Source organism: Jiangella sp. DSM 45060 (assembly GCF_900105175.1).
Lineage (GTDB): Bacteria > Actinomycetota > Actinomycetes > Jiangellales > Jiangellaceae > Jiangella.
This window is the reverse complement of record NZ_LT629771.1, coordinates 361,001-381,479: the sequence shown is the minus strand read 5'-3', so window position 1 is coordinate 381,479 and position 20,479 is coordinate 361,001. Positions and strand designations below refer to the sequence as shown.

At 73.4% G+C, this 20,479-nt stretch carries 16 protein-coding genes; 8 read left to right on the top strand and 8 right to left on the bottom strand.

The window, feature by feature from the left end; genetic code table 11:
* From BLU82_RS01845 to BLU82_RS01830, 4 genes are all read right to left on the bottom strand, one after another.
* Positions 1-765 (bottom strand): carbohydrate ABC transporter permease, encoded by a 765-nt coding sequence (locus BLU82_RS01845; protein ID WP_083288487.1) that lies wholly within the window; start codon positions 763-765, stop codon positions 1-3.
* Positions 766-830: 65 nt separating this feature from the next.
* Positions 831-1,688 (bottom strand): carbohydrate ABC transporter permease, encoded by an 858-nt coding sequence (locus tag BLU82_RS01840; RefSeq protein WP_370246359.1) that lies wholly within the window; start codon positions 1,686-1,688, stop codon positions 831-833.
* 151 nt (positions 1,689-1,839) lie between these two features.
* Complete coding sequence (locus BLU82_RS01835; protein WP_197682676.1) at positions 1,840-3,135, bottom strand: extracellular solute-binding protein; 1,296 nt, start codon at positions 3,133-3,135, stop codon at positions 1,840-1,842.
* 398 nt (positions 3,136-3,533) lie between these two features.
* The gene (locus BLU82_RS01830) at positions 3,534-4,682 is read right to left on the bottom strand and encodes an ROK family protein (protein ID WP_370246358.1); all 1,149 of its coding nucleotides are present in this window, start codon (positions 4,680-4,682) and stop codon (positions 3,534-3,536) included.
* A 156-nt stretch (positions 4,683-4,838) separates the two neighbouring features.
* Here BLU82_RS01830 and BLU82_RS01825 point away from each other — a divergent pair, with 156 nt between their 5' ends.
* A complete protein-coding gene (locus BLU82_RS01825; RefSeq protein WP_092614826.1) occupies positions 4,839-5,549 on the top strand; it encodes an SDR family oxidoreductase in 711 nt (236 codons plus the stop codon).
* A gap of 15 nt (positions 5,550-5,564) precedes the next feature.
* Here BLU82_RS01825 and BLU82_RS01820 read toward each other — a convergent pair whose 3' ends face one another.
* Positions 5,565-5,762: a hypothetical protein gene (locus BLU82_RS01820; protein ID WP_092614823.1), complete on the bottom strand. Its 198-nt coding sequence runs from the start codon at positions 5,760-5,762 to the stop codon at positions 5,565-5,567.
* A 220-nt stretch (positions 5,763-5,982) separates the two neighbouring features.
* On the opposite strand from BLU82_RS01820, the gene BLU82_RS01815 reads away from it, so the two are divergent.
* From BLU82_RS01815 to pip, 5 genes are read left to right on the top strand one after another with little or no spacing between them, the layout of a single operon-like run.
* Positions 5,983-7,194: a hypothetical protein gene (locus tag BLU82_RS01815; protein WP_092614820.1), complete on the top strand. Its 1,212-nt coding sequence runs from the start codon at positions 5,983-5,985 to the stop codon at positions 7,192-7,194.
* On the top strand, positions 7,191-7,724 hold the full coding sequence (locus tag BLU82_RS01810; RefSeq protein WP_092625302.1) for a hypothetical protein: 534 nt from the start codon (positions 7,191-7,193) through the stop codon (positions 7,722-7,724). The genes BLU82_RS01815 and BLU82_RS01810 overlap by 4 nt, the downstream gene beginning before the upstream one ends.
* A complete protein-coding gene (locus BLU82_RS01805) occupies positions 7,721-8,425 on the top strand; it encodes a hypothetical protein (protein ID WP_092625300.1) in 705 nt (234 codons plus the stop codon). The genes BLU82_RS01810 and BLU82_RS01805 overlap by 4 nt, the downstream gene beginning before the upstream one ends.
* Positions 8,422-11,460 carry a chromosome segregation ATPase gene (locus BLU82_RS01800; RefSeq protein WP_092614817.1) on the top strand — a complete coding sequence of 1,013 codons (3,039 nt, stop codon included), beginning with the start codon at positions 8,422-8,424 and terminating at the stop codon, positions 11,458-11,460. Before BLU82_RS01805 ends, BLU82_RS01800 begins: the two co-directional genes overlap by 4 nt.
* Positions 11,457-12,392 (top strand): prolyl aminopeptidase, encoded by a 936-nt coding sequence (pip, locus tag BLU82_RS01795; protein ID WP_092614814.1) that lies wholly within the window; start codon positions 11,457-11,459, stop codon positions 12,390-12,392. Before BLU82_RS01800 ends, pip begins: the two co-directional genes overlap by 4 nt.
* 26 nt (positions 12,393-12,418) lie before the next feature.
* On the opposite strand, the gene BLU82_RS01790 is transcribed toward pip, so the two are convergent.
* Positions 12,419-12,937, bottom strand: a complete 519-nt coding sequence (locus BLU82_RS01790; protein ID WP_157740464.1) for a hypothetical protein — start codon at positions 12,935-12,937, stop codon at positions 12,419-12,421.
* Between the two features lie 41 nt (positions 12,938-12,978).
* Between BLU82_RS01790 and BLU82_RS01785 the strand changes: the two genes are divergently transcribed.
* Positions 12,979-13,404 (top strand): CoA-binding protein, encoded by a 426-nt coding sequence (locus BLU82_RS01785; protein WP_092614808.1) that lies wholly within the window; start codon positions 12,979-12,981, stop codon positions 13,402-13,404.
* A gap of 292 nt (positions 13,405-13,696) precedes the next feature.
* Here the strand turns inward: BLU82_RS01785 and BLU82_RS01780 are convergent, their stop codons facing one another.
* Positions 13,697-14,503 (bottom strand): TrmB family transcriptional regulator, encoded by an 807-nt coding sequence (locus tag BLU82_RS01780; protein WP_157740463.1) that lies wholly within the window; start codon positions 14,501-14,503, stop codon positions 13,697-13,699.
* A gap of 264 nt (positions 14,504-14,767) precedes the next feature.
* Here BLU82_RS01780 and BLU82_RS01775 point away from each other — a divergent pair, with 264 nt between their 5' ends.
* Positions 14,768-19,198, top strand: coding sequence for a S8 family serine peptidase (locus tag BLU82_RS01775; RefSeq protein WP_092614801.1), 4,431 nt, complete (start codon positions 14,768-14,770; stop codon positions 19,196-19,198).
* 107 nt (positions 19,199-19,305) lie between these two features.
* Here BLU82_RS01775 and BLU82_RS01770 read toward each other — a convergent pair whose 3' ends face one another.
* A complete protein-coding gene (locus tag BLU82_RS01770; protein ID WP_370246269.1) occupies positions 19,306-20,250 on the bottom strand; it encodes a serine protein kinase RIO in 945 nt (314 codons plus the stop codon).
* Between the last annotated feature and the right edge of the window lie 229 nt (positions 20,251-20,479).

Here is a 20,479-nt window from a genome sequence, read left to right as displayed (position 1 = left end):
TCAGCCCTTCACCGCCCCTGACACCAGACCCGAGGTCATGCGGTGCTGGACGAGCAGGAAGAAGATCATCACCGGCACCGCCACGAGGACGGATCCGGCCATGATACCGGCCCAGTCACTGACGCGATTCGCCTCGGTGAACGTGCGCAGCCACAGTGGAAGAGTCATGTTCTCCGGTCTCGTCATGATCACTAGGGAGAGGGTGAACTCGTTCCAGGCCTGCAGGAACGCGTACACCCCGCTGGCCACCAGACCCGGCGCCAGCAGTGGGAACGTGATGCGGAAGAAGGCCTGCAGGCGGCTGCAGCCGTCCACCAGCGCCGCCTCCTCCAGATCGCGCGGCACGCCGTTGACGAACCCGCGCAGCATCCAGATCGTGAACGGCACCACCGCCGCGATGTACAGCAGCGACAGCCCGATGACGTTGTTCAGCAGCTGCCAGCCCTCCAGCAGCTTGAACTGCGAGATGAACAGGCCCTCCGCCGGGATCATCTGGATGATCAGCACCGCCAGGATGAAGCTGCGCCGGCCCTTGAACCGGAACCGCGACAACGCCAGCGCCGCCAGGAACGCGAACAGCAGCGCCGCCACCACGGTGAGCCCGGTGACCATCGCGCTGATCCGCAGCGTGTCGAAGAAGTTGCTGTCGAACACGCGGCCGTACGCCGACACCGTCCCGTTCAGCGGCACGAACGACGGCTCGGCGGAGCGGATGCGGTTGTACGGCAGGAAGGAGCTGTTCAGCATCCAGTAGACGGGGAACATCCAGAGCAGCGCGACGACGACGGCCAGGACGCCGAACGACCGCTGCCTGGTGCGGATGCGGGTGCTCACAACTCCTCCTCACGGACCAGGATCCGGACGTAGTACAGGCTCAGCACGACGGTCAGCAGCAGCACGAACCACGACGCGGCCGCCGCCAGCCCGAACTCGCCCTCGCCCAGCCCGAGCCGGTAGATGTACGTGCCGATCAGGTTCGTCTGCGAGGTGATGCCGCCGGCGTCCTGCAACACGAAGATCTGGGTGAACACCTTCAGGTCCCAGATGATCTGCAGCAGTGCGACGATCAGCAGCACCGGCTTCACCAGCGGGACGGTGACGGTGCGGAACCGCGCCCACGCCGACGCGCCGTCGATCTCGGCCGCCTCGTACAGCTCGTCCGGCACCTGGGTCAGGCCCGCGTAGACGGCGAACGCGACGAACGGCACGCTCATCCAGACCACGATCACCGTCGCGACGACGAAGAACGACAGCTGGTCGACCAGCCACGAGTGCCCGGCGAACCGGTCGAACCCGAGGTTCACCAGCACCCAGTTGATGACGCCGTACTGCGCGTCGAACAACCACTGCCACACCGTCAGCGCCGCCAGGTGCGGCATCGCCCACGCCAGCAGCAGGCCGATCTGCAACACCAGCCGCGGACCCCGCGAGACCAGCGTCATCAGGACCGCCAGCGCGGTGCCGATCACCATCGTGATGGCGGCGTTCGCGAAGCAGAACAGGATCGACCGGACGATCACCGTCCACAGGTACGAGTCGGTGACCAGCGTGACGTAGTTGTCCAGGCCAATCCACTCGGGCGCCTGCCCGAACTGCTGGGCCAGGCCGTACTCCTGGAACGACATCACCGCCTGGCGGTACAGCGGGTAGCCGAGTGCGGCGACGAGGATCGCCAGCGCCGGCAGCAGCAGCACGTAGGGCAGTGGCGATCGTCGCGGCCGTCGGGGCCGGCGGGGTGTCACGTCACCCGCCGGCCCCCGGCCGGTCCGTGGGTCCTGTGGCGGAGCCGGGGGGACGGACCGGCCGGGTCCCTGGTCCCGGCCGGTCCGCCCAGCTCGGCTAACCGAGCTGCTCGGCGATGGTGGCATCGGCTTCCTCAGCCAGCTGCTGCACGTCGCCACCATTGGCGATGTTGACGAACAGGTCCTCGAGCACGCGGGAGCCCTCGACGGTGGCCCAGTTTGCGGCCGCCGGGGTGAGCTTGGCGTTCGTGACCGCCTCGATCGTGGCGGCGGCGAACTCGTCCGTCCCCAGGCCGTCGGCCAGCGACACCTTCGCCGGGGTGAGGCCGTTCTCGGCGTACTGGCTCTGGAACTCGTCGCTGAGGATCAGCTCGAGCAGGTTCTGGGACAGCTCCTGGTTCTGCGACTTCGCCGAGATGGCGATGTTCGAGCCGCCGAGCAGGACGGGGGCGGGCTCGCCGTCGCTGCCGGGCAGGGCGAAGACGCCGACGTTGGCGATCATGTCCGGGCAGCCGGCCTCGGGGTCCTCGATCTGGCCGCGCAGCCAGCCCGGACGCAGCATCATGCCGATCTCGCCGGCGCAGAACGGGATGTGGCCGTCGGCCTCGTTGGCGTCCTTCGGCGCGCCGGAGGCCTCGTTGAACAGCCGCTGGACCAGCTGCAGCCCTTCCTGCGACTCCGCCGTCGACAGCGCGCCGTTCCATTCGCCGCCGTCCTCGACGGCGAAGTCGCCGCCCGCGTCCCACAGGAACGCGGCGCCGTCACGCCAGTCCTGGCCGGGCAGCCAGAAGCCGGAGAAGTTCGGCACGGACGCGTTGTCCTGCTTCAGCTTCACGGCCGCGTCGACGAACTCCTGCATGTTCGTCGGCACCTCGATGCCGGACGCCGCGAACAGGTCCTTGCGGTAGAAGACGTAGGACGAGCCGGCGTACAGCGGGACGGCGTAGGTCTTCCCGTCCGCGCTCCCCGCGTCGACGAAGCCCTGCAGCAAGTCGTCGCCGCCGAGGTCGGGCACCAGGTCGGTGATGTCGCTGAACGCGCCGACGGTGGTGAACGTCGGCGCCTGCGTGTTGCCGACCTCCACGACGTCAGGTGTCTCGGACTCGCTGCCCAGCGACGTCGTCAGGCGGTCGACCAGGCCCTCCCACTCCTGCTCCTCGATGACGAGGGTGGAGCCGGGGTTCTGCTCCGCGAACTCGGCGATCAGCCAGTCGCGCATCGGCTGGGGCGTGTCCGGGCCGTTGAGCCACAGCCGCAGCTCAGCAGGCTCCGGGGCGTCGGCGGTCTCGCCGCCGGCGGCGGATTCGGTGGTGTCGTCGTCGCCGTCGCCGCATGCGGAAAGGGCGAGCGCCGCGGCGGCCAGGCCGGCGGTGAGGCGAAGTGCTCTGTTCACGGCGGTTCCTCCGGTTCGGCCCGAGCAGGGCGCGTGACGGTGAACTGGAAGCTAACCTTCCAGTAATTGTGCCTACTGTAAGGTTTCTTGCCAGTCTCGGTGATCACGTTTCCGTAACGTCCCGCTACCGAATGAGCAGCCAGCGCGGATGGGCCGGAATACCAGGGGTGACGGGTCTCGACGGCGGGTGCTGCGGCCTGGGCGAGGGTGGCAGCCGGTGGCCGGGCGCGAGCGACGGTGCGACGCGCGGGCCCGCGCACAGGCGGAGCGGCGGCGTCGGCGGGCCGGTGCGCTTGATCGAGGTACGGTCCCCGCCCGGCCGGGAGGGCTCCCACCCTACGGGCGGGCACCGACAACGTCCGCGCGGATCACGAGCGGCGAAACGACCGACCCGGCCGCTACTCCGTGGAGGCGAAGAGGGTCTGCCGGGCGTGCTCGACCGCGGTGAGGACGGCTCCGCGCAGGACGGGGGCGCCGGGCACCGTGGTCGGGACGACGCGCGGGTTGACGGGGGCAATGCGGCGGACGTCGTCGCCGACGAGGTCGCACAGGCGGTCCCCACCCGCCGCCCCCACCTCACCGGCCACGACCACCAGCGCGGGATCGACCACCGTGCACACCGATGCCACACCGAGCGCCAGCCGATGCGAGAACGCCAGCAGGAAACCGTCCGCCGCTGCGCCGCCGCCGGCCAGCGCGGCCCGGACCGAAGCGGCCGCGCCGTCGCCGACGATGCCGTACTCGGCCGCCAGCTCGTCCACCGCGCCGGCGCCGACGAGGGCCTGGAACGCGCCGCTCGCCGGGCGCTCCACGCTGGCGGGCGACGGCACGCCGGGCATCGGGAGGTAGCCGATCTCGCCCGCCGCACCCGTGGCGCCGCGGTGCAGGTGGCCGCTGAGCACGACCGCCAGACCCACACCGCGCCCGATCCACAGCAGCACCATGTCGTCGACGTCGCGGCCGGCGCCCTCGGCGCGTTCCGCGACGGCGGCGAGGTTGACGTCGTTCTCGAACGAGACGGCGCAGCCGAGGTCGGCGGCCAGCAGGTCGCGCATGCCGCGGTGCCAGCCGGGGAGGTCGAACGACAGCTCGATGTCGCCGGTCGACGGGTCGACGACACCGGGCAGGCCGAGGACGACGTCGTCGACGTCGGCGAGGGTGAGGCCGGCGTCGGCCGCCGCGGCGAGCGCCATGTCGTGCACCAGCCGGCGCGAGTCGGCGCCGCCGGCGGCCGTGACCTCGGCCGCGACCGGCGCCGTCACGGAACCGATGACCGCGCCGGTGACGTCGGCGACCGCCGCCTCGGCGACATCGGGGTTCAGCTCGATGCCGATGGAGTAGGAGCAGCCGGGACGGACGGCGTACAGCTCGGCGTTGGGGCCCCGGCCGGCCGACCGGGTGCCGACGACCTCGACGAGGTTGCGCTCCTGCAGCCGCCCGAGCAGCTGCGACGCCGTCACCTTGGACAGGCCGGTCATGCGGCCGAGGTCGACGCGGGTCAGCGGGCCGGCCGCGAGCAGCAGCTCGAGCGCGCTGCGGTCGTTCATCGCCCGCAGCAGGCTCGGGGTGCCAGGTCGTTGCGACACGTCTGCTCGCTCCATCCGGAAAGTGGCCTTCCGATGAAAAGTATTACCGCTCCGGGCCCCGTCCGCGCGACCCCGCGCTCACGGGTGTGTCTGACGACGACCCCCTAGGCTCACCCCATGGCAGACCCGGTCTTCCTGATCACCGGAGCGTCCCGCGGCATCGGCGCGGCCGTCGCCCGGCGGGCCGCGGCCGCCGGGTACCGCCTCATTCTGACCGGCCGGACGCCCGAACCCCTCGCGGCCCTGGCCGACGAGCTCGGCGGGCCGTCCCGCGCGCTCGCCCGCCCCGCGGACGTCACCGATTGGACGGCGCTGACCGGCGTCGTCGCGGAGGCGGAGGAACGCTTCGGCCGGCTGGACGTCGTGCTCGCCAACGCCGGCGCGAGCGTCGTCACCTCCTTCCTCGGCGACGACGGCGACGGCGGCGCCCCGCCGGAGGCATGGCGCGACCTCGTCCTCACGAACGTCTACGGCCCGGCGCTGACCGCCCGCGCGACGCTGCCCGCGCTGCGCGCGACGAAGGGTCACCTGCTGCTCACCGGCTCTGCGGCCGGGCGCGGCGTCCGTCCCGGCAACCTGTACGCGGCGACGAAGTGGGCGGTGACGGGGCTGGCCCAGGCCATCCGCGCGGAATGCGTCGGCACCGGCATCCGCGTGACGCTGCTGCAGCCGGGCCTCGTCGACACCGGCGCCATTCCGCCCCACCGCAGGGACGACCCCAAGCTCGACCCCGACGACGTCGCCGCGGCGGTCCTCTACGCGATCGGCCAGCCGCCGCACGTCGACGTCAACGAGATCATCGTCCGGCCGGTCGGCCAGCGGAACTGAAGCCCGGAGGGGCCGTCAGGACAGCGCCACGTAGGCGTCCTCGCCGGCCCCGCGCTGGCCGATCCGCCACACCGCGCCGTCGAGGTCGTCGAGCGGCACCGCCACGCACACGCTGGCCACCTGCTGCGCCGGCGCGGCCAGCCACGCCGTCGTGTTCATCGGATTGTCGGCCACGCACGGTTCGGCGTGCCGCTCGCCGGACGCTCCCTGCACCGTGAACTCCAGCCCGCCGATCGGACGACGCGGCCGGGTCGTCCGGCGCCGGCGACCCGGCGTCGCCGGACCGGGTCGTCGTCATCGCCCGAACAACCGGCCAGCAGGACGGCGACGACGGCCGCCAAGGCGCCAGTCCATCTCGCGGGTGATCGACATGGCAGGTCACCCTATCGATCCGGGTGGACAGAGGCCCCGCCTCGAATGGCATGCTGTCCCGATGACCGCCGGACCCGAGCTGACCATCGATCAGCTCGCCGGCGACGCCGCCGTCGAGCGGCTCTACCGGCAGGTGTTCGCGGTGCTGGCGCGCGAGTCCGGCGCCATGATCAGCGACCTCGAACTGCTCGACGTCGACGAGGCGATCCTCGACGCGTTCGCCGACGCCGGGCGCGACGGCCTCACCGTCGACCAGGCGGCCGCCGCCTGCCGGCCGATCGACCCGGGCCTGATCCACCGCCGGTTCGAGGTGCTGCGCGAGTACGGCGCCATCAGCAAGGTGGTCGAGCGCCCGAACGAACGGTTCCACCGGGCCGCGTTCGCGCCGTACGTCATGCTGCTGTTCCTGCGCCGGCTGGCCGAGCAGGGCGGTCAGGCCGAGCTGCACCAGCTGCTGACGCTCGAGCACGTCAGCGTCACCGCGCCCGACGCCGAGCCCGAGACCGGGCAGACCACGATCAGCCGCCTGACCAGGATCTTCCGCCACCTCGGCAACGAGCTCGCGATCCTCGCCGCGGGCAGCACCGCCGAGCAGCTGGGCGACCACGCGCAGCTGCTCTGGGGCAACAAGGGCCTGATCAGCCAGGCCGAAGAGGTGCACACCGTCGTCCTGACCCGCTGGCCGCAGCTCGACCGCGAGTGCACGGCGCTGCGGGTCGCGCTGGCCGCTTACGGCGACGCCGTCGAGAAGGCCGCCGGGCGGCTGATCGAGCGGGCCGGCACGACGCGCGCGCTCGGCCTGCTGTCCGTCGAGACGTGGCTGAGCTACGCCCGCACGGCCGACGAGGACGACCTCGCCGGTGTGCTCGACACCTTCGTCTTCGACGCGCCGGCGCCGTGGTTCTCGCCGAACCTGCTCACCGAGGCGGTCGAGACCGGCCGCGGCGCCAACACCGTCCGCCAGCCGCCGCCCCGGCCCGAGGGGCCGGGCCAGCCGCCGCCCGACGACATCCGCCCGGCCGACGACGCCGCGAGCCTGCGCGAGACCGCCGAGCGGCTGCTCGGCGACGGCGACGCGGTGGCGGTGGCCGACGTACTCGACGGCGCCGGCGACTGGCCGTCCGGGCGCCGGCTGCTCGCCGACCTCACCGCCATCCACCACCACCCCGACCTCGCCTACGAGCTGACGTGGGCCGGCGGGCTGCGCGTCGACCCCGCCGACAGCGCGTCGTGGGTGTCGGACGGGACGTTCCGGCGGGCCGCGAGCCGATGACCGTCGACGACACCACCCTCTGGTGGGCGCGGCACCGCGCTGCCGGGCCGCAGCGCGTCCCACCGGCCAGCGCCCACCCCACCGGCATGATCCGCCTGGTCGAGCCCGACGCGGCCGCCGTCTGGCTGCTGCCGGAGCTGCCCGACAACGCCCGCCCGGACGTGCTCGACGAGCTCGGGCTGCCCGGCGTCGCCGTCGACCAGCCCAACGACACCGCCCGCGTGCTCGCGGCCTGCCTGCGCTGCTGCTGGACCGAGCCCAGCGGACCGGTCTGGCCCGCAGTCCCGGCGCCGTTCGACCACGTCATCGGCGTGTTCCGGGGCATCACCGGCAGCCGCGACGAGCGCGCGCTGCACGCCGCCGCGATGGGTGCTGTGCGCCGGCTGGCCGGCTCCGGCTGGGTGCTGTTCGACGAGGACACCCGCGTCGTCCGGCTCGGCCCGCGGGTCGCGTCGTGGAGCGCGGCGGAGCTGAGCACGCTGCGCGAGCTGTGGCGCTCGCTGCCCGCGCCCCCGGCGGGCGGCGCATGAGCACGGTCTTCGACAGCGCCCTCGCCGAACTCAACGAGCGGCACCGCGACGAGGTGCTGGCCGCGTTCGCCGCGCTGGAGCACGGCCGCGAGCCGGTCCCCGAGGCCCAGCTGCTGGCGCTGCGCGACGCGACCGTCCGCCGCGACCTCCAGCGGCTGCTGTTCCGCCTCGGCCGCACGCTGGTCCGGGTCGGCAGCACGCACTGGACCTCCGGCTTCCGCGACGACGTCACCGAGCGGCTGGCCGCCGAGGGCGCCACAGCGCAGTCGCGCATCGACCGCGCGGTGCTGGTGCTGGTGCTCGTGCACTCGGTCGCGATCCCGCGCAGCCAGGGGCTGGTCAGCGGCGACTCGTGGACGTCGGCGCACCCGACGTCGGTCGACGAGCTGACCCGGTACACCCAGCTGCCGCGCGGCGAGATCCGGCCGGCGCTGCAGCGGCTGCGCGCCGCCGGGCTGGTGCAGATCGCCCCGCCGCGCGGCCGCTCCGCCGCCGTCGACGGGCCCGCCTACCTGCCCGGACCCGCACTGCACCGGCTCACCAAGGCCGCCCGCGAGCGGCTGGAGCACGAGCTGATCCTGGCCGCCGCGCCGGAGAGCCCGCTCGCTGCGGCCATCCGGGCCCGCCGCCCGGCGACGACCCCGTCCGCGGCTCCGGCCGCGGAGCCGGACGCACCGACCGAGAGGAACGAGGACACGTGAGCGCTGCCGCACCGGGCGCCTTCGACGTCGTCGGCGAGCGGGTGCTCGTCGGCGTCCAGGTCGTCGACATCTCCCGGCTGTCCACGCACCCGGTCCCGATGATCGGGCAGGGGCTGGTCACCGTCGCCGGGCAGGGGCCGAAGGACTCCAACGGCGCCGGGAAGTCGTCGTTCATCGCCGCGCTGAGCCTGCTGCACGCCGACGAGCAGTGGAAGCTGGCCAGCGGCGCCGCCGGCGCCGCCGAGCTGCTGTTCACAGCCGAGCTGGCCGCGCAGGAGGGCCGCTGGTCCAACGTCGACCGCGGCTACGTCATCGGCGTCTTCGGCTCGCCCGGCAGCGCGCCGCAGGACGACGCCGTCACCGTCTGGCTGCGCATCAACCGCAAGGCGCCCTACCTCGACCTGCGCTGGACCGGCGGGCTGCACGTCCCGTACGGCGCGACGGAGTCCGAGCGGGCCGCGCGGGTCGACGAGCTGTGGGCGCAGCTGCCGCGCAGCAACGGCCGCACCGACTTCCACGCCGGCCAGCTGTCGCGGGTGCTGTTCGGGCAGAACGCGCGCTGCGTGTCGTTCCTGTCGACGTCGGTGCGCTCCAGCCAGGCGGCGAACCTGCTGGCCCAGCCGCTGAACGACCTCCCGCCGCACCGCATCTTCGACGCCATCGCGACGCTCACCGGGCTCGACCGCGAGCTGGAGCACGAGCAGGTGCTGCGCTCGGCCGAGCACCGGCACCGCAGCGAGGTCGAGGAGACCGAGCGGCAGATCGCCGACTGGGAGAGCGAGGTCGCCGTCATCGAGGCCGGCATCGCCCGCCGGCTCGCCGCGCGCGAGCTGCTCGGCGACGCGCGGACGGCCTGGCGGTCGCGGTGCGCGCGGCACCTGCTGGACGGCGTCGAGCGGGCGGCCGAGCTGCGGCAGGCGCTGGCCGAGCTGGACGACACCGAGGCGGCGCTGCGGCAGGAGCTGGACGCCGTCGAGGACCGGCTGGCCGCGCTGACCGACGACGACGAGTCCGCGCGCCGGTTCGAGGCGGCCCAGCGCAAGCGCAACGAGCTGATCGCCCGCGACCGCGAACTGGAGGCCGCCCAGCTGGCCGCCACCCAGCATCTGGACCGCCTGACGACGTCGCAGCGCCGCCTCGTCGACGACGCCCGCGCCGCCGACGGCCGCACTCCGGAGACCGCCGCGGCCGAGGTCGCCGAGGCACGGACCGCGCTGGAGGAGGCCATCGCCGCGCACGCCGTCGCCCGGGCCGCGGCGACCGCGGCGGCGCGCCGGGTCACGGCCGCCGAGTCCGGTGACGACGTCGCCGCCGAGCAGGTCGAACGGCTCCGGGCGGCCGGCCTCGACGCGGCCGCGCTGGTCGACGTCGTCGCCGTCGACCCCGCCGAGCGGGACGTGTGGGAGCCGCGGCTGTCGCCGTACCGCGAGGCCGTCGTGGTCGGCCGGAAGGACGCGACGAAGGCGGCGAAGGCGCTGGCCGGGCTGCCCGGCTCGCTGCTGGTGCTGGCCGACGGCCCGGCGGGGAAGCGCGACCTCACGACGTTCCTCGACGCCGTCGCCGCACGCGCCGGCAAGGGCGCCGTCGTCGACGACGCGGCCGGCGTGCTGGCCATCGGCGGGTTCGCCGAGCCGATCACCGGCCAGCCGGCCCGCGTCGCCGCCGCTCAGGAGGCGCACCGCGAGCTGACCGAGGCGCTCGACGCCGCTGCCGCCGTCGTCGAGCAGGCCCGCGCCACGCTGGCCCGGGCCGAGACGCGCGCGAAGGCCGCCGACGCCGCCGAGCGGGCCGAGGCGCTGCAGGACGAGATCGGTGAGCTGCGCGGGGCCAACGCCGAGCGCCAGGAGCACCGCGACGCGCTCGCGCCCGACCTGACCGCCGCCGAGGCCGCCTACGCCCACGAACTGGGCGTGCACAACTCGCGTGAGGAGCGCATCACCAGCCTGCGCGACACCCGCAAGCGGCTCGCCGTCACCGTCAAGGAGAAGGAGGCCGAGCGGTACGCGCTGACCGAGGAGCGCGACGGCCTCGCCCTGCTGGACCGCGAGAAGGCCTGGGGCGACTCCCCCGACGCCGCTCGCCGGCACCTCGTCGAGCTGCCGTCCGAGCTGCAGGCGCGCACCACCGCCGCGTGGGACGACGACGCCACCCGCCTGACCGACGAGGTCGCCGTCCGCTGCTTCCCGCCCGGCACCCCGCAGGAGGAGCTGACCGCGGAGCTGCGCGAGCTGCTCGTCACGCCGAACTGGTCCGGCGCGGCGCTGGAGACGCGGGTGTCGCTGGTGGCGGCGCTGCTGCGGGCGCTGGACGGCCACCTGCGCGACCACGAGGACCACGACCGGCACCAGCTCAAGCAGATCGCCGAGCAGCGGGCCCGGCGCACCGCCGACCTCGAGGCCGCGCGGCTCGGCTACAGCGAGGCCGAGCAGACCGTCCGCGCCCACCGCACGTCGCTGGCGGCCGGCATCAAGACGATGCTGAAGAAGGTCGCGTCCGAGTTCGACCGCCTCGACCAGGAGTACGGCGGCTACGGCGCCGGCCTCGACTACCCCGAGCCGGAGCCGCCGTCCGAGCCGGACAAGCCGTGGCGGTGGACGGTCAGCCCGAAGTGGCGGCGCGCCGAGGGCCAGCGGATGTCCGCGTACACGCTGCGCAGCAACACCGCCCAGATGGACGAGAAGGCGGTCAAGTTGGTCTGCGCCGCCGCCCTGGCCCGCGGTGGCGACCGGCCGCTGCTGCTGATCCTCGACGAGCTCGGCCGCAACCTCGGCAAGCAGCACCGCCGCGAGGCCGTCGCGCTGTTCGAGCGCATCGGCAACGACCACAACATCACCGTCGTCGGCGCCCTGCAGGACGACATGGAGCGCTACGCCATCGAGGCGTCCGGGCTCTACGTCAAGCTGCGGCGCCGCTCGGACACCATGGCCTACAACGAGGAGCCGGTGGTCGTCGGCAACGACGCCAACACCGACCGGGTCGAGCTGCTGCGCTCGTGGATGTCGTCCTATCGCCCCGGCACCCTCGACGTCGCGTGACCGAGCCGTACGCGCACGGGCTGCTCGACGTCGGCGACGGGCACCGCGTCTACTGGGAGGAGTGCGGCAACCCCGCCGGCCGGCCCGCCGTCGTGCTGCACGGCGGCCCCGGCACCGGCTGCACGGCCGCGCACCGCGACCTGTTCGACCCGGAGCTCTACCGCGTCGTGCTGCTCGACCAGCGCGGCTGCGGCCGCAGCACGCCGCGCGTCCTCGACCACCACGCCGACCTGTCCGCCAACCACACGTCCGCGCTGGTCGGCGACCTCGAACGGCTGCGCGAGCACCGCGGCGTCGACCGCTGGCTGGTGCTCGGCGGGTCGTGGGGCAGCACGCTGGGCCTGGCGTACGCGCAGGCGCACCCGGACCGCGTCACGGCGATGGTGCTGACCAGCGTCGCGCTGCTGCGCCCGGCCGAGGCCGAATGGCTCTACGGCGGCGGCGCCGGGCGGTTCTTCCCCGAGGCGTGGGCCGCGTTCAGCGCGCCGGCGGCCGGGGGCGGCGCGGCCGCGGTGTTCGCGGCGTACCACCGGCTGCTGCACCACCCCGACCCCGCCGTCCGCGACACCGCCGTGGCGGCCTGGTGCGCCTGGGAGGCGGCGACGCTGAGCCTGCACCCGGACCCGCACACGGCCGCGGCCTTCGCCGACCCTCGGTTCGCGGCGACGCTGGTCCGGCTGGCCCTGCACTACTTCCGCCACGACGGCTGGCTCGAGGACGACCAGCTGCTGCGCGACGCCGGCCGGCTGCGGGGCATCCCCGGCGTGCTGGTGGCCGGCCGCGGTGACGTGCAGACACCGGTCCGCACCGCGTGGGAGCTGGCCCAGGCCTGGCCCGACGCCCGCCTGGTCGTCGTCGACGGCGGCCACGCCTCCACCGCGGGCTCCGTCGCCGAGGCCCTCCGCGCCGCCACCACCACCCTCGCCGGCTGACGGGGCGGGCCGACCCCGGCGGGTGGTCAGCGGCGGAAGAACGCGTCCGGGTTCGAGCCGTCCTCCTTCATCAGCGCCGCGGCCTCGGCGGCGACATCGACGCCGTCGGCTTCGAGATCCTCGACGACGAGGTCGGCGTACTCCTGGTCGTCCTCGTCGACGGGGAGGTCCAGCTCCCGGCGCACCCGGAACCGGCCGGCGAGCAGCGCCGGCGCCGCACCGGCCGGGTCGCCGCTGCGCTCCGCCACCGCGAGGCCCATGGTGAACCAGCGATGCGCCTCGGCGAGGTGCCCGGCCTCCTCGTAGCTCTCGCCCAGGAACGACAGCACGAAGGTGTCACCGCGACGGGAGCGGCGCACTTCGGCCGCGACGGTGTCGGCATCGCCGGTCCGGCCGGCGACCAGCAGCGTGGCGACGTCCTCGACGTCGTCGCGGTGCGGATCGGCGGCCCAGTCCTCGAGTTGCCGCGCCAACGCAGCTGGGGGGTCGCGCAGCGTCGACTCGGCACGGTCGAGCATGCGGTCCGTCAACGGCGGTCGGCTCATGCCAGGGACCCTATGCCGAGGGGGCGACATACGCTCGAAGGGTGACCCCCCACGTGAACGACCCCGACACCGTCCACCGCCTGCTGACCACCCCCGCGACCTGGGCGGTCGTCGGGTTGTCGCAGAACCGCGAGCGGGCCGCGTACGGGGTGGCGCGGTTCCTGCGCGACCGTCTCGGCATGACGATCGTGCCGGTGAACCCGCGCGGCGAGGACACCCTCGACGCGCGGGGGTACAAGACGCTGGCCGACGTGCCGGGCCCGGTCGAGGTCGTCGACTGCTTCGTGAACAGCCGGCGGGTCGGTGAGGTGGTCGACGACGCCATCGCCGAGCAGGAGCGGCTCGGCATCAAGGCGGTCTGGCTGCAGCTGGGCGTCGTCGACGAGGAGGCGGCCGAGCGGGCGAAGGCGGCCGGGCTCGAGGTCGTCATGGACACCTGCCCCGCCATCGAGGCGCCCCGCCTCTAGTAGGTGCGCCCTAGTGATCTTGCGGGTGTGTCGCTGCCGGTACGGCGAGGACGCGGTCTGGTGAGCTCCGGCCCATCAACTGTGCTCGCCCTCGTCCGGGAGAACCACCGGGGGCTCTGCTCTGGCCCGGTGACACCAGCGGCAAATGTTGGCACGCGTGTCACCCCGCCGCGCACCACCACCCGGGGGCCCGCATCTGATCTGCACCGCCGAGAGCAGCGAGCGCACACCGGCGCCCCAACCAAACGCCATGACCGCCGACGACCACTCCCGATCAAGAGGACTCACTCCTCTAGTAGGTGCGTGCCGCCGCGACGTCGTCCAGGGTGCGGGCCGTCGACCACAGGCTCTCGAACGCGATCTTCAGCGTGGCCGCCAGCGCCTCGTGCTGCACGACCAGCGTCGTCACCGAGCCGTCGCCCTCGGCGGAGTCGGGCATGTTGAACGCCACCGAGCGGCCGTCGACGATGGTCAGCTTGAGCGGCAGCTCGGTGGTGAGCCTGATCTGCTCGCCCAGCGCCGCCCACGTGCGCACCCGCTCGGTCATGACGGGGTCGTCGAGGATGGACGTCTCGTAGATCGAGCGTTGGACGATGCCGGTCGGCACCGCGTCGGTCGACGGCGTCGAGGCGCCGAGGTAGGGCGGGTGCACGAACGTCAGCACCTCGTGCCGGGCGTCGGCCCACAGCTGCTGCACCCGCTCGACGGCGTGCTCGCGGTCGCGCAGCACCTCGACGTAGTCGAACGGGTGGCCGTGGTCCTGGCCGCGCTGGAACAGCGACCGCAGCTGCCCGGCGACGTCCGTCGAGGCCTGCGCGAGGCGGTCGAGTTCGCGCCGCCGGACCGCCAGCAGCAGCTCGGTGACGTGGTCGGGCGGCTGCGCGCGGTACCGGACCGCCTGGCCGGGGACCTGCTGCACCAGCCCGCGCTCCGCCAGCGTGGCCAGGACGTCGTAGGCGCGCTGCCTCGGGATGGACGCCAGTCGCGCGACCTCGGCCGGGGTGGCGTCGCGCCGGCCGGCCAGCGCGACGTAGGCCCGCGCCTCGTAGCTCGTCAGCCCGAGGTCGACCAGGCCGGCGACGGTCGCGGACGTGTTCATGCGCCTCACCCTAACTGTCACCATTGACAGTGGTGACAGCCTTCGTCTAGTTTCACCGGTTACCGGACACCTTGTGACACTGTGCGTCTCCGCACGTCATCCGTCCGGGAAACGCACGCTCCGTAGGAGGCCGGTGATGCCGACGCCAACGCGTTGTCACCGGCACCGCATCTCCTCCGTCCCGTCAGCACGTACGCGTGTACCGCAGACCCGCCGCCACCACACCCCGGACCGGCCGGCGGGTTCGTCGTTGAAGGAGCCCGCATGTTGCGTCGCAGCTTGACCCTTCCGACGGTGGTGGCTCTCGCCCTGGGACTCACCCAGGCCGCCGGAGCCGCACCCCCGGAGCCCCCGTCGCCCGGCCAGCTGGAGGCGGTGACCGACCTCTCCGTGCACCAGCAGGAGAAGGGCGTCGCCCTCCGGCTCGGCACCGCCGCCGCGCCCGAGCTGTACATCGTGCAGCTCGACCAGCCGGCCGTCCCCGCCTACGACGGCGGCATCGACGGTCTCGCGGCCACGGGCCCGCAGGCCCGCGGCGCCGAGCCGCTGGACGCGGACAGCCGGGCCGCCCAGGCCTACGCCGGGCATCTGGAGGAGGAGCAGGCCGAGCTGGTCGCGCGCATCGACGACGAGATCGGGCGCGCGCCCGAGGTCGCGTTCACCTACACGTACGCGCTCAACGGCATCGCGGTCGAGCTGACGAAGGACGAGGCGCTGGCGGTCGCGGAGCTGCCGGGCGTCACGTCCGTGACGGTCGACGTGGAGCGGGAGCTGCACACCGACGTCGGCCCGGAGTGGATCGGCGCGCCGGCGCTGTGGGACGGCTCGGGCACCCCGGCCGCCGACGACACCGGCACGAAGGGTGAGGGCGTCGTCGTCGGCGTCATCGACACCGGCATCAACCCGGCCAACCCGTCGTTCGCCGACGACGTGCCGGTCGCCGAGGGCGGCGACGGCTACGACCACACCAACCCGCGCGGCGCCGGCACGTACGTCGGCGTCTGCGACCCGGCCAACCCGGCGCACATCCCGGACTGGGGCTGCAACGACAAGCTGATCGGCGCCTGGGACTTCACCAGCGTCGACGGCACCAACCCGTACGACAACGACGGCCACGGCAGCCACACCGCCAGCACGTCGGCCGGCAACCAGGTCACGGCCACGACGTACAGCGCGAAGGGCACCGAGCACGAGTTCAGCGCCACCCGCACCATCAAGGGCGTGGCGCCGCACGCGAACGTCATCGCCTACGACGCCTGCAACGCCGACGGCTGCCCCGGATCGGCGACGCTGGCCAGCATCAACCAAGCCATCGCCGACGGCGTCGACGTCGTCAACTACTCCATCGGCAGCCCGTCGGCCTCGCCGGACCCGTGGAGCGACACCGACTCCGTCGCGTTCCTCAACGCCCGCGCCGCCGGCGTCTACGTCGCCAGCTCGGCCGGCAACGAGGGCCCGGGCGCGGCCACGACCGGCTCCCCCGGCGACGTGCCGTGGCTGACCGCGGTCGGCGCCGTGCAGCACAACCGGCAGTGGCAGGCCGAGGTGCAGAACCTCACCGCGGACGGCGGCCAGACGCTGCCGGCGATCCGCGGCCAGGCGTTCAGCGCCGCCACCAGCGGCACGTTCCCGCTGGTCGACGCCGCGGACCTAGACAACCCGCTGTGCCTGGCCGACGGGTTCCCGGCCGGCACCGACTTCACCGGCCAGATCGTCGTCTGTGACCGCGGCGAGAACGGCCGGGTCGAGAAGGGCCAGATCGTCGGCGCCCTCGGCGCCGAGGGCTTCGTCCTCGCCAACGACGAGGCCAGCGGCACGTCGCTCAACGCCGACCCGCACGCGATCCCGGCGGTGCACATCACCTACGACGACGGCGTCGCGCTGAAGGCGTGGATGGCGTCGGTCACCGGCGAGCAGGCGTCGCTGTCCGGCGGCCTCGAGGTCATCTCCGACGATCTCGGCGACATCATGGCGTCGTTCTCCAGCCGCGGCCCGAACCGTGCCGTCGAGCTGATCTCGCCGGCCGTCAGCGCCCCCGGCGTCGACGTCCTGGCCGCCAACGGGGTCGGCAACGAGGTGTCGTGGGGCTTCATCTCCGGCACGTCGATGGCCAGCCCGCACGTCGCCGGCTCGTACGCGCTGCTCAAGGCCCTGCACGGGGACGACTGGTCGCCGGCCGAGGCGCAGTCCGCGCTGATGACGACGTCCGTCACCGAGGTCACCGACAACGACGGCACGCCCGCCGACTGGTTCGACATGGGCTCCGGCCGGGTCGACCTCGACGTCGCCGCGATGGCCGGACTGGTCCTCGACGTCACCCCCGCCGAGTACGCTGCGGCCGACCCGGGCGAGGGCGGCGACGTCAAGGCGCTCAACACCGCCAGCATGACCGACCGGCAGTGCCTTCAGACGTGCACGTGGACCCGCACCGTCACCGGCACCTCCACCGGCGCCGGCACTTGGACCGTCAGCACCGACGGGATCACCGACGGCATCGCGGTGACGGTCGAGCCGTCGACGTTCACCATCGCCGAGGGCCAGGACATCGAGCTGACGATCACGGCTGACGTCACCGGCGCGCCGACCGACGCCTACCAGTTCGCCACGGTGGTCCTGACGCCGGCGGAGGGTTCGGCCGCGCCGGTCGCGCACCTGCCGGTCGCGGCGCTGCCGTCGAACGGCGTCCTGCCCGAGGGCATCGACATCGACACCCGCCGCGACGCCGGCTCGCAGGAGTCCGCGCCGATCGAGTCGATCGAGATCGAGGACTTCACCGCGACGGTGGGCGGGCTGGTCCCGGTCGAGGAGCAGCAGCTGTCGATCGTCGAGGACAGCACCAACACCGACCCGTACGACGGCAACGGCACGCAGACGATCCTGGTCGACGTGCCGGCGGACACCGCGCGGCTGGTCGCCCAGCTGTCCGACTCCACGGCGCCGGACCTCGACCTGTTCGTCGGCACCGGCGACACCCCGAGCGCGGCGACGTTGGTGTGCACCAGCGCCACCGGCAGCGCGGCCGAGTCCTGCGACGTCGGCAGCCCGGAGGCGGGCACCTGGTGGATCCTCGTGCAGAACTGGGACGCGTCGACGCCGGGCGGCACCGACACCGTCACGCTCGGCACCGCCGTCGTCACCGCCGGCGAGGGCAACCTGACGGTGGAGGGCCCGGCGTCGCAGCCCCAGGGCGAGCCGTTCACCATCCGCGCGTTCTACGACGAGGACGACCTCGACCCGGGCGAGACCTGGTTCGGCGCGGTGGCACTGGGCTCGTCGCCGGACTCGCCGGGCGACATCGGCGTCATCCCGGTCACCGTCACCCGGCACGCCGACGACGTCACCAAGACGGCGTCCGTCGACACCGCCGCGCCGGGCGACACCGTCAGGTACACGCTGATGGTCCAGCCGAACGTCACGCCCGAGGACCTCGCCTACACGATCACCGACACGCTGCCCGAGGGCACGACGTACGTCGAGGGATCGGCGACCGAGGGCGCCACCGTCGAGGACGGCGTGCTGACGTGGTCGGGAACGCTGCCGACGGCGGTCGGGGCCGAAGGGGACTACGTCATCACGACCAGCGCCACCGACCCCCAGTGCGTCAACCCGTTCACGGGCACGGCGTCGTACGTCGACCTGGCGACCGGCGCGGGCCTCGCGGCCAACCCGAACATCACCGGCGACGGTGTCGCGTTCGGGACGACCTTGGGTGGCACGTACGGGTTCTACGACGTGGGCTACACCGAGGTGGGCTTCACCGACGACGGCTTCCTGATCTTCGACATCGACGCCAACTACGGCGGCGACCCCGGGACGCCGCAGGAGCTGCCGTCGGCAGGGCTGCCCAACAACGTGGCCGCGCTGCTCTGGCAGGACATGCAGGTCGTCTACGACCAGGCGGCCAACTCGGGCGTCACGCTGGCCAGGACGACCGGCGGCGCCGCCGGGATCATCGAGTACGACGACCTGCGGCTCGCCGGCGACCCGACCGGAGCGCAGGGCACCTACGACATGGAGGCGATCATCCAGTCGGGCAGCAACGACCTGGTGTTCGCCTACGACAACGTCACCGGGCCGCTGGCCGGGCCGATCACCATCGGCACCGAGAACGCCGCCGGCACGTCGGCGACGGCGCTGGTCAACGCGGGCAGCGCGGCCGGCGTCATCGCGGACGACACCGTCGTCTGCGCGAACTACGCCGGGCCGGACCTCGACCCGGTCGTCATCACCTACGACGTCACGGTCGACGCCGACGTCGCGGACGGCACGGTGCTGACGAACTCGGCGGTGCACGTCACCGACAACCCGGGTGCTCAGGAGGTCACCGTCTCCGACAGCGTTACGGTGTCGCTGCCGGTCGTCACGGTCGCGGCGACGGCCGACGCGGTCGAGCCGGCCACGGACGGCGCGTTCACCTTCACCCGTCCGGCCGGCTCGTCGTCGGGTTCGCTGACGGTGACGTACTCGGTCGAGAACAACCGGTACACCCGGCCGGGCCGCGACTACGAACCGCTCGACGGCACCGTCACGTTCGGGCCCGGCGAGACCACCGTGGTCGAGACCGTCGGGGTGATCGACCGGCGCGGGCCGAGCCCGCGCGACCGTTCGGTCACCGTCACGATCGAGGACGGCGCCGGCTACGCAGCAGGCGACCCGGCCTCGGCCACCGTCGGCATCGTCAGCGACGGGCGCTGACGGCCTGACGCTCCAGGCGGCGGCGGGTTCCCTCGGGAGCCCGCCGCGCCTCTTTGCAATGAGCACCCATACGCATCGATGCGTAGAGGTGCTCATTGCCGAGCGGGTCAGGCGAGCCGGGCGTCCCTCGCCAGCGCCTCGCTGAGCGAGTCGACGTGGCCGGGGTCGAGGCCGCGGGCCGTGAACCAGCCGCCGACGTTGCGGACGTCGCGGTCGAGGAACTCGCGGCCGTGCGGGTTGCCGACGACGTCGACGATCTGCGGCACGTCGATGACCACCAGCCGGCCGTCGTGCACCAGCAGGTTGTACGCGGACAGGTCGCCGTGCGCGTAGCCGGCCAGCGCCAGCAGCGACAGGTTGTGCGCCAGCTGGTCCCAGAGGTCGCGCAGCTCGCCGGGGTCGGGCCGGAGCTGGGCCAGCCGCGGCGCCGCGCCCCCGCCGTCGTCGCCGATGAACTGCATCAGCAGCTCGGTGCCGACGATCTGCACCGGATACGGGACGGCGACGCCGGCCGCCCACAGCGCCGTGAGCGCCGCGAACTCGGCGTGCGCCCACTGCCCGGCGATGGCCTCGCGGCCGAACGCGCTGCCCTTGGCCATGGCGCGGTTGACGCGGGACTCGCGGTCGCGGCGGCCCTCGCGGTAGCCGTCGTCGCGGTGGAACATGCGGTGCTTGGGGTCGCGGTAGCGCTTGGCCGCCATCACCGTGGCCTTCCCGGTGTCCGGCACCGAGCGCTCCACCAGGAAGACGTCGGCCTCCTTGCCGGTCTTGAGGATGCCCAGCTCGGTGTCGACGGCGCCGAGCTCGGTGACGACCCAGTCCGGGTACGGCCGCGGGCCGCGCTGGCCCGCCGTGGAGTCGTCCCAGGTGGTCCACCGGTCCCCGTACGGCGGGTCGTCGGTGACCGCCTCTTCGCCGGGCGGGGTGAGCCCGTACTTCGCGGCATACTCGGCGAAGACGTTCGGCCCGCGGTCGGCGACCTCGGCGCGGTCCTCACGGGTGCGGGCGCGGCCGCGAGAGCGCATGGGCTGGAATTGATCGTGGTTCGGCACTGCGGTGGTCTCCTGACGAGGAGGTCCCCACCGCGGGGTGTTCGTTCGGGTCAGGCGGTGGGAACGGCGAAGTGAGGGCCATCTGGCGCGCAGACGACAGCGCGCCGCCTCGAGTGGGCAGCCATCGGACACGCCTCCCTTCGCCTCGCCGGGTCGAGCCGACCCGGACATCCGTCGCCGTCCAGCCAACCCGGTCCGGTCCCGTCGGCGCAACCGAATTTCCGCGCGG

Excerpts from the sequence above, each read along its gene's own strand:
- BLU82_RS01805 (WP_092625300.1), top strand. The coding sequence starts at position 7,721 with ATGAGCACGGTCTTCGACAGCGCCCTCGCCGAACTCAACGAGCGGCAC.
- BLU82_RS01845 (WP_083288487.1), bottom strand. The coding sequence starts at position 765 with ATGTTCCCCGTCTACTGGATGCTGAACAGCTCCTTCCTGCCGTACAAC.
- BLU82_RS01775 (WP_092614801.1), top strand. The coding sequence starts at position 14,768 with ATGTTGCGTCGCAGCTTGACCCTTCCGACGGTGGTGGCTCTCGCCCTG.
- BLU82_RS01815 (WP_092614820.1), top strand. The coding sequence starts at position 5,983 with ATGACCGCCGGACCCGAGCTGACCATCGATCAGCTCGCCGGCGACGCC.
- BLU82_RS01780 (WP_157740463.1), bottom strand. The coding sequence starts at position 14,503 with ATGAACACGTCCGCGACCGTCGCCGGCCTGGTCGACCTCGGGCTGACG.
- BLU82_RS01810 (WP_092625302.1), top strand. The coding sequence starts at position 7,191 with ATGACCGTCGACGACACCACCCTCTGGTGGGCGCGGCACCGCGCTGCC.
- BLU82_RS01825 (WP_092614826.1), top strand. The coding sequence starts at position 4,839 with ATGGCAGACCCGGTCTTCCTGATCACCGGAGCGTCCCGCGGCATCGGC.
- BLU82_RS01830 (WP_370246358.1), bottom strand. The coding sequence starts at position 4,682 with ATGAACGACCGCAGCGCGCTCGAGCTGCTGCTCGCGGCCGGCCCGCTG.
- BLU82_RS01790 (WP_157740464.1), bottom strand. The coding sequence starts at position 12,937 with ATGAGCCGACCGCCGTTGACGGACCGCATGCTCGACCGTGCCGAGTCG.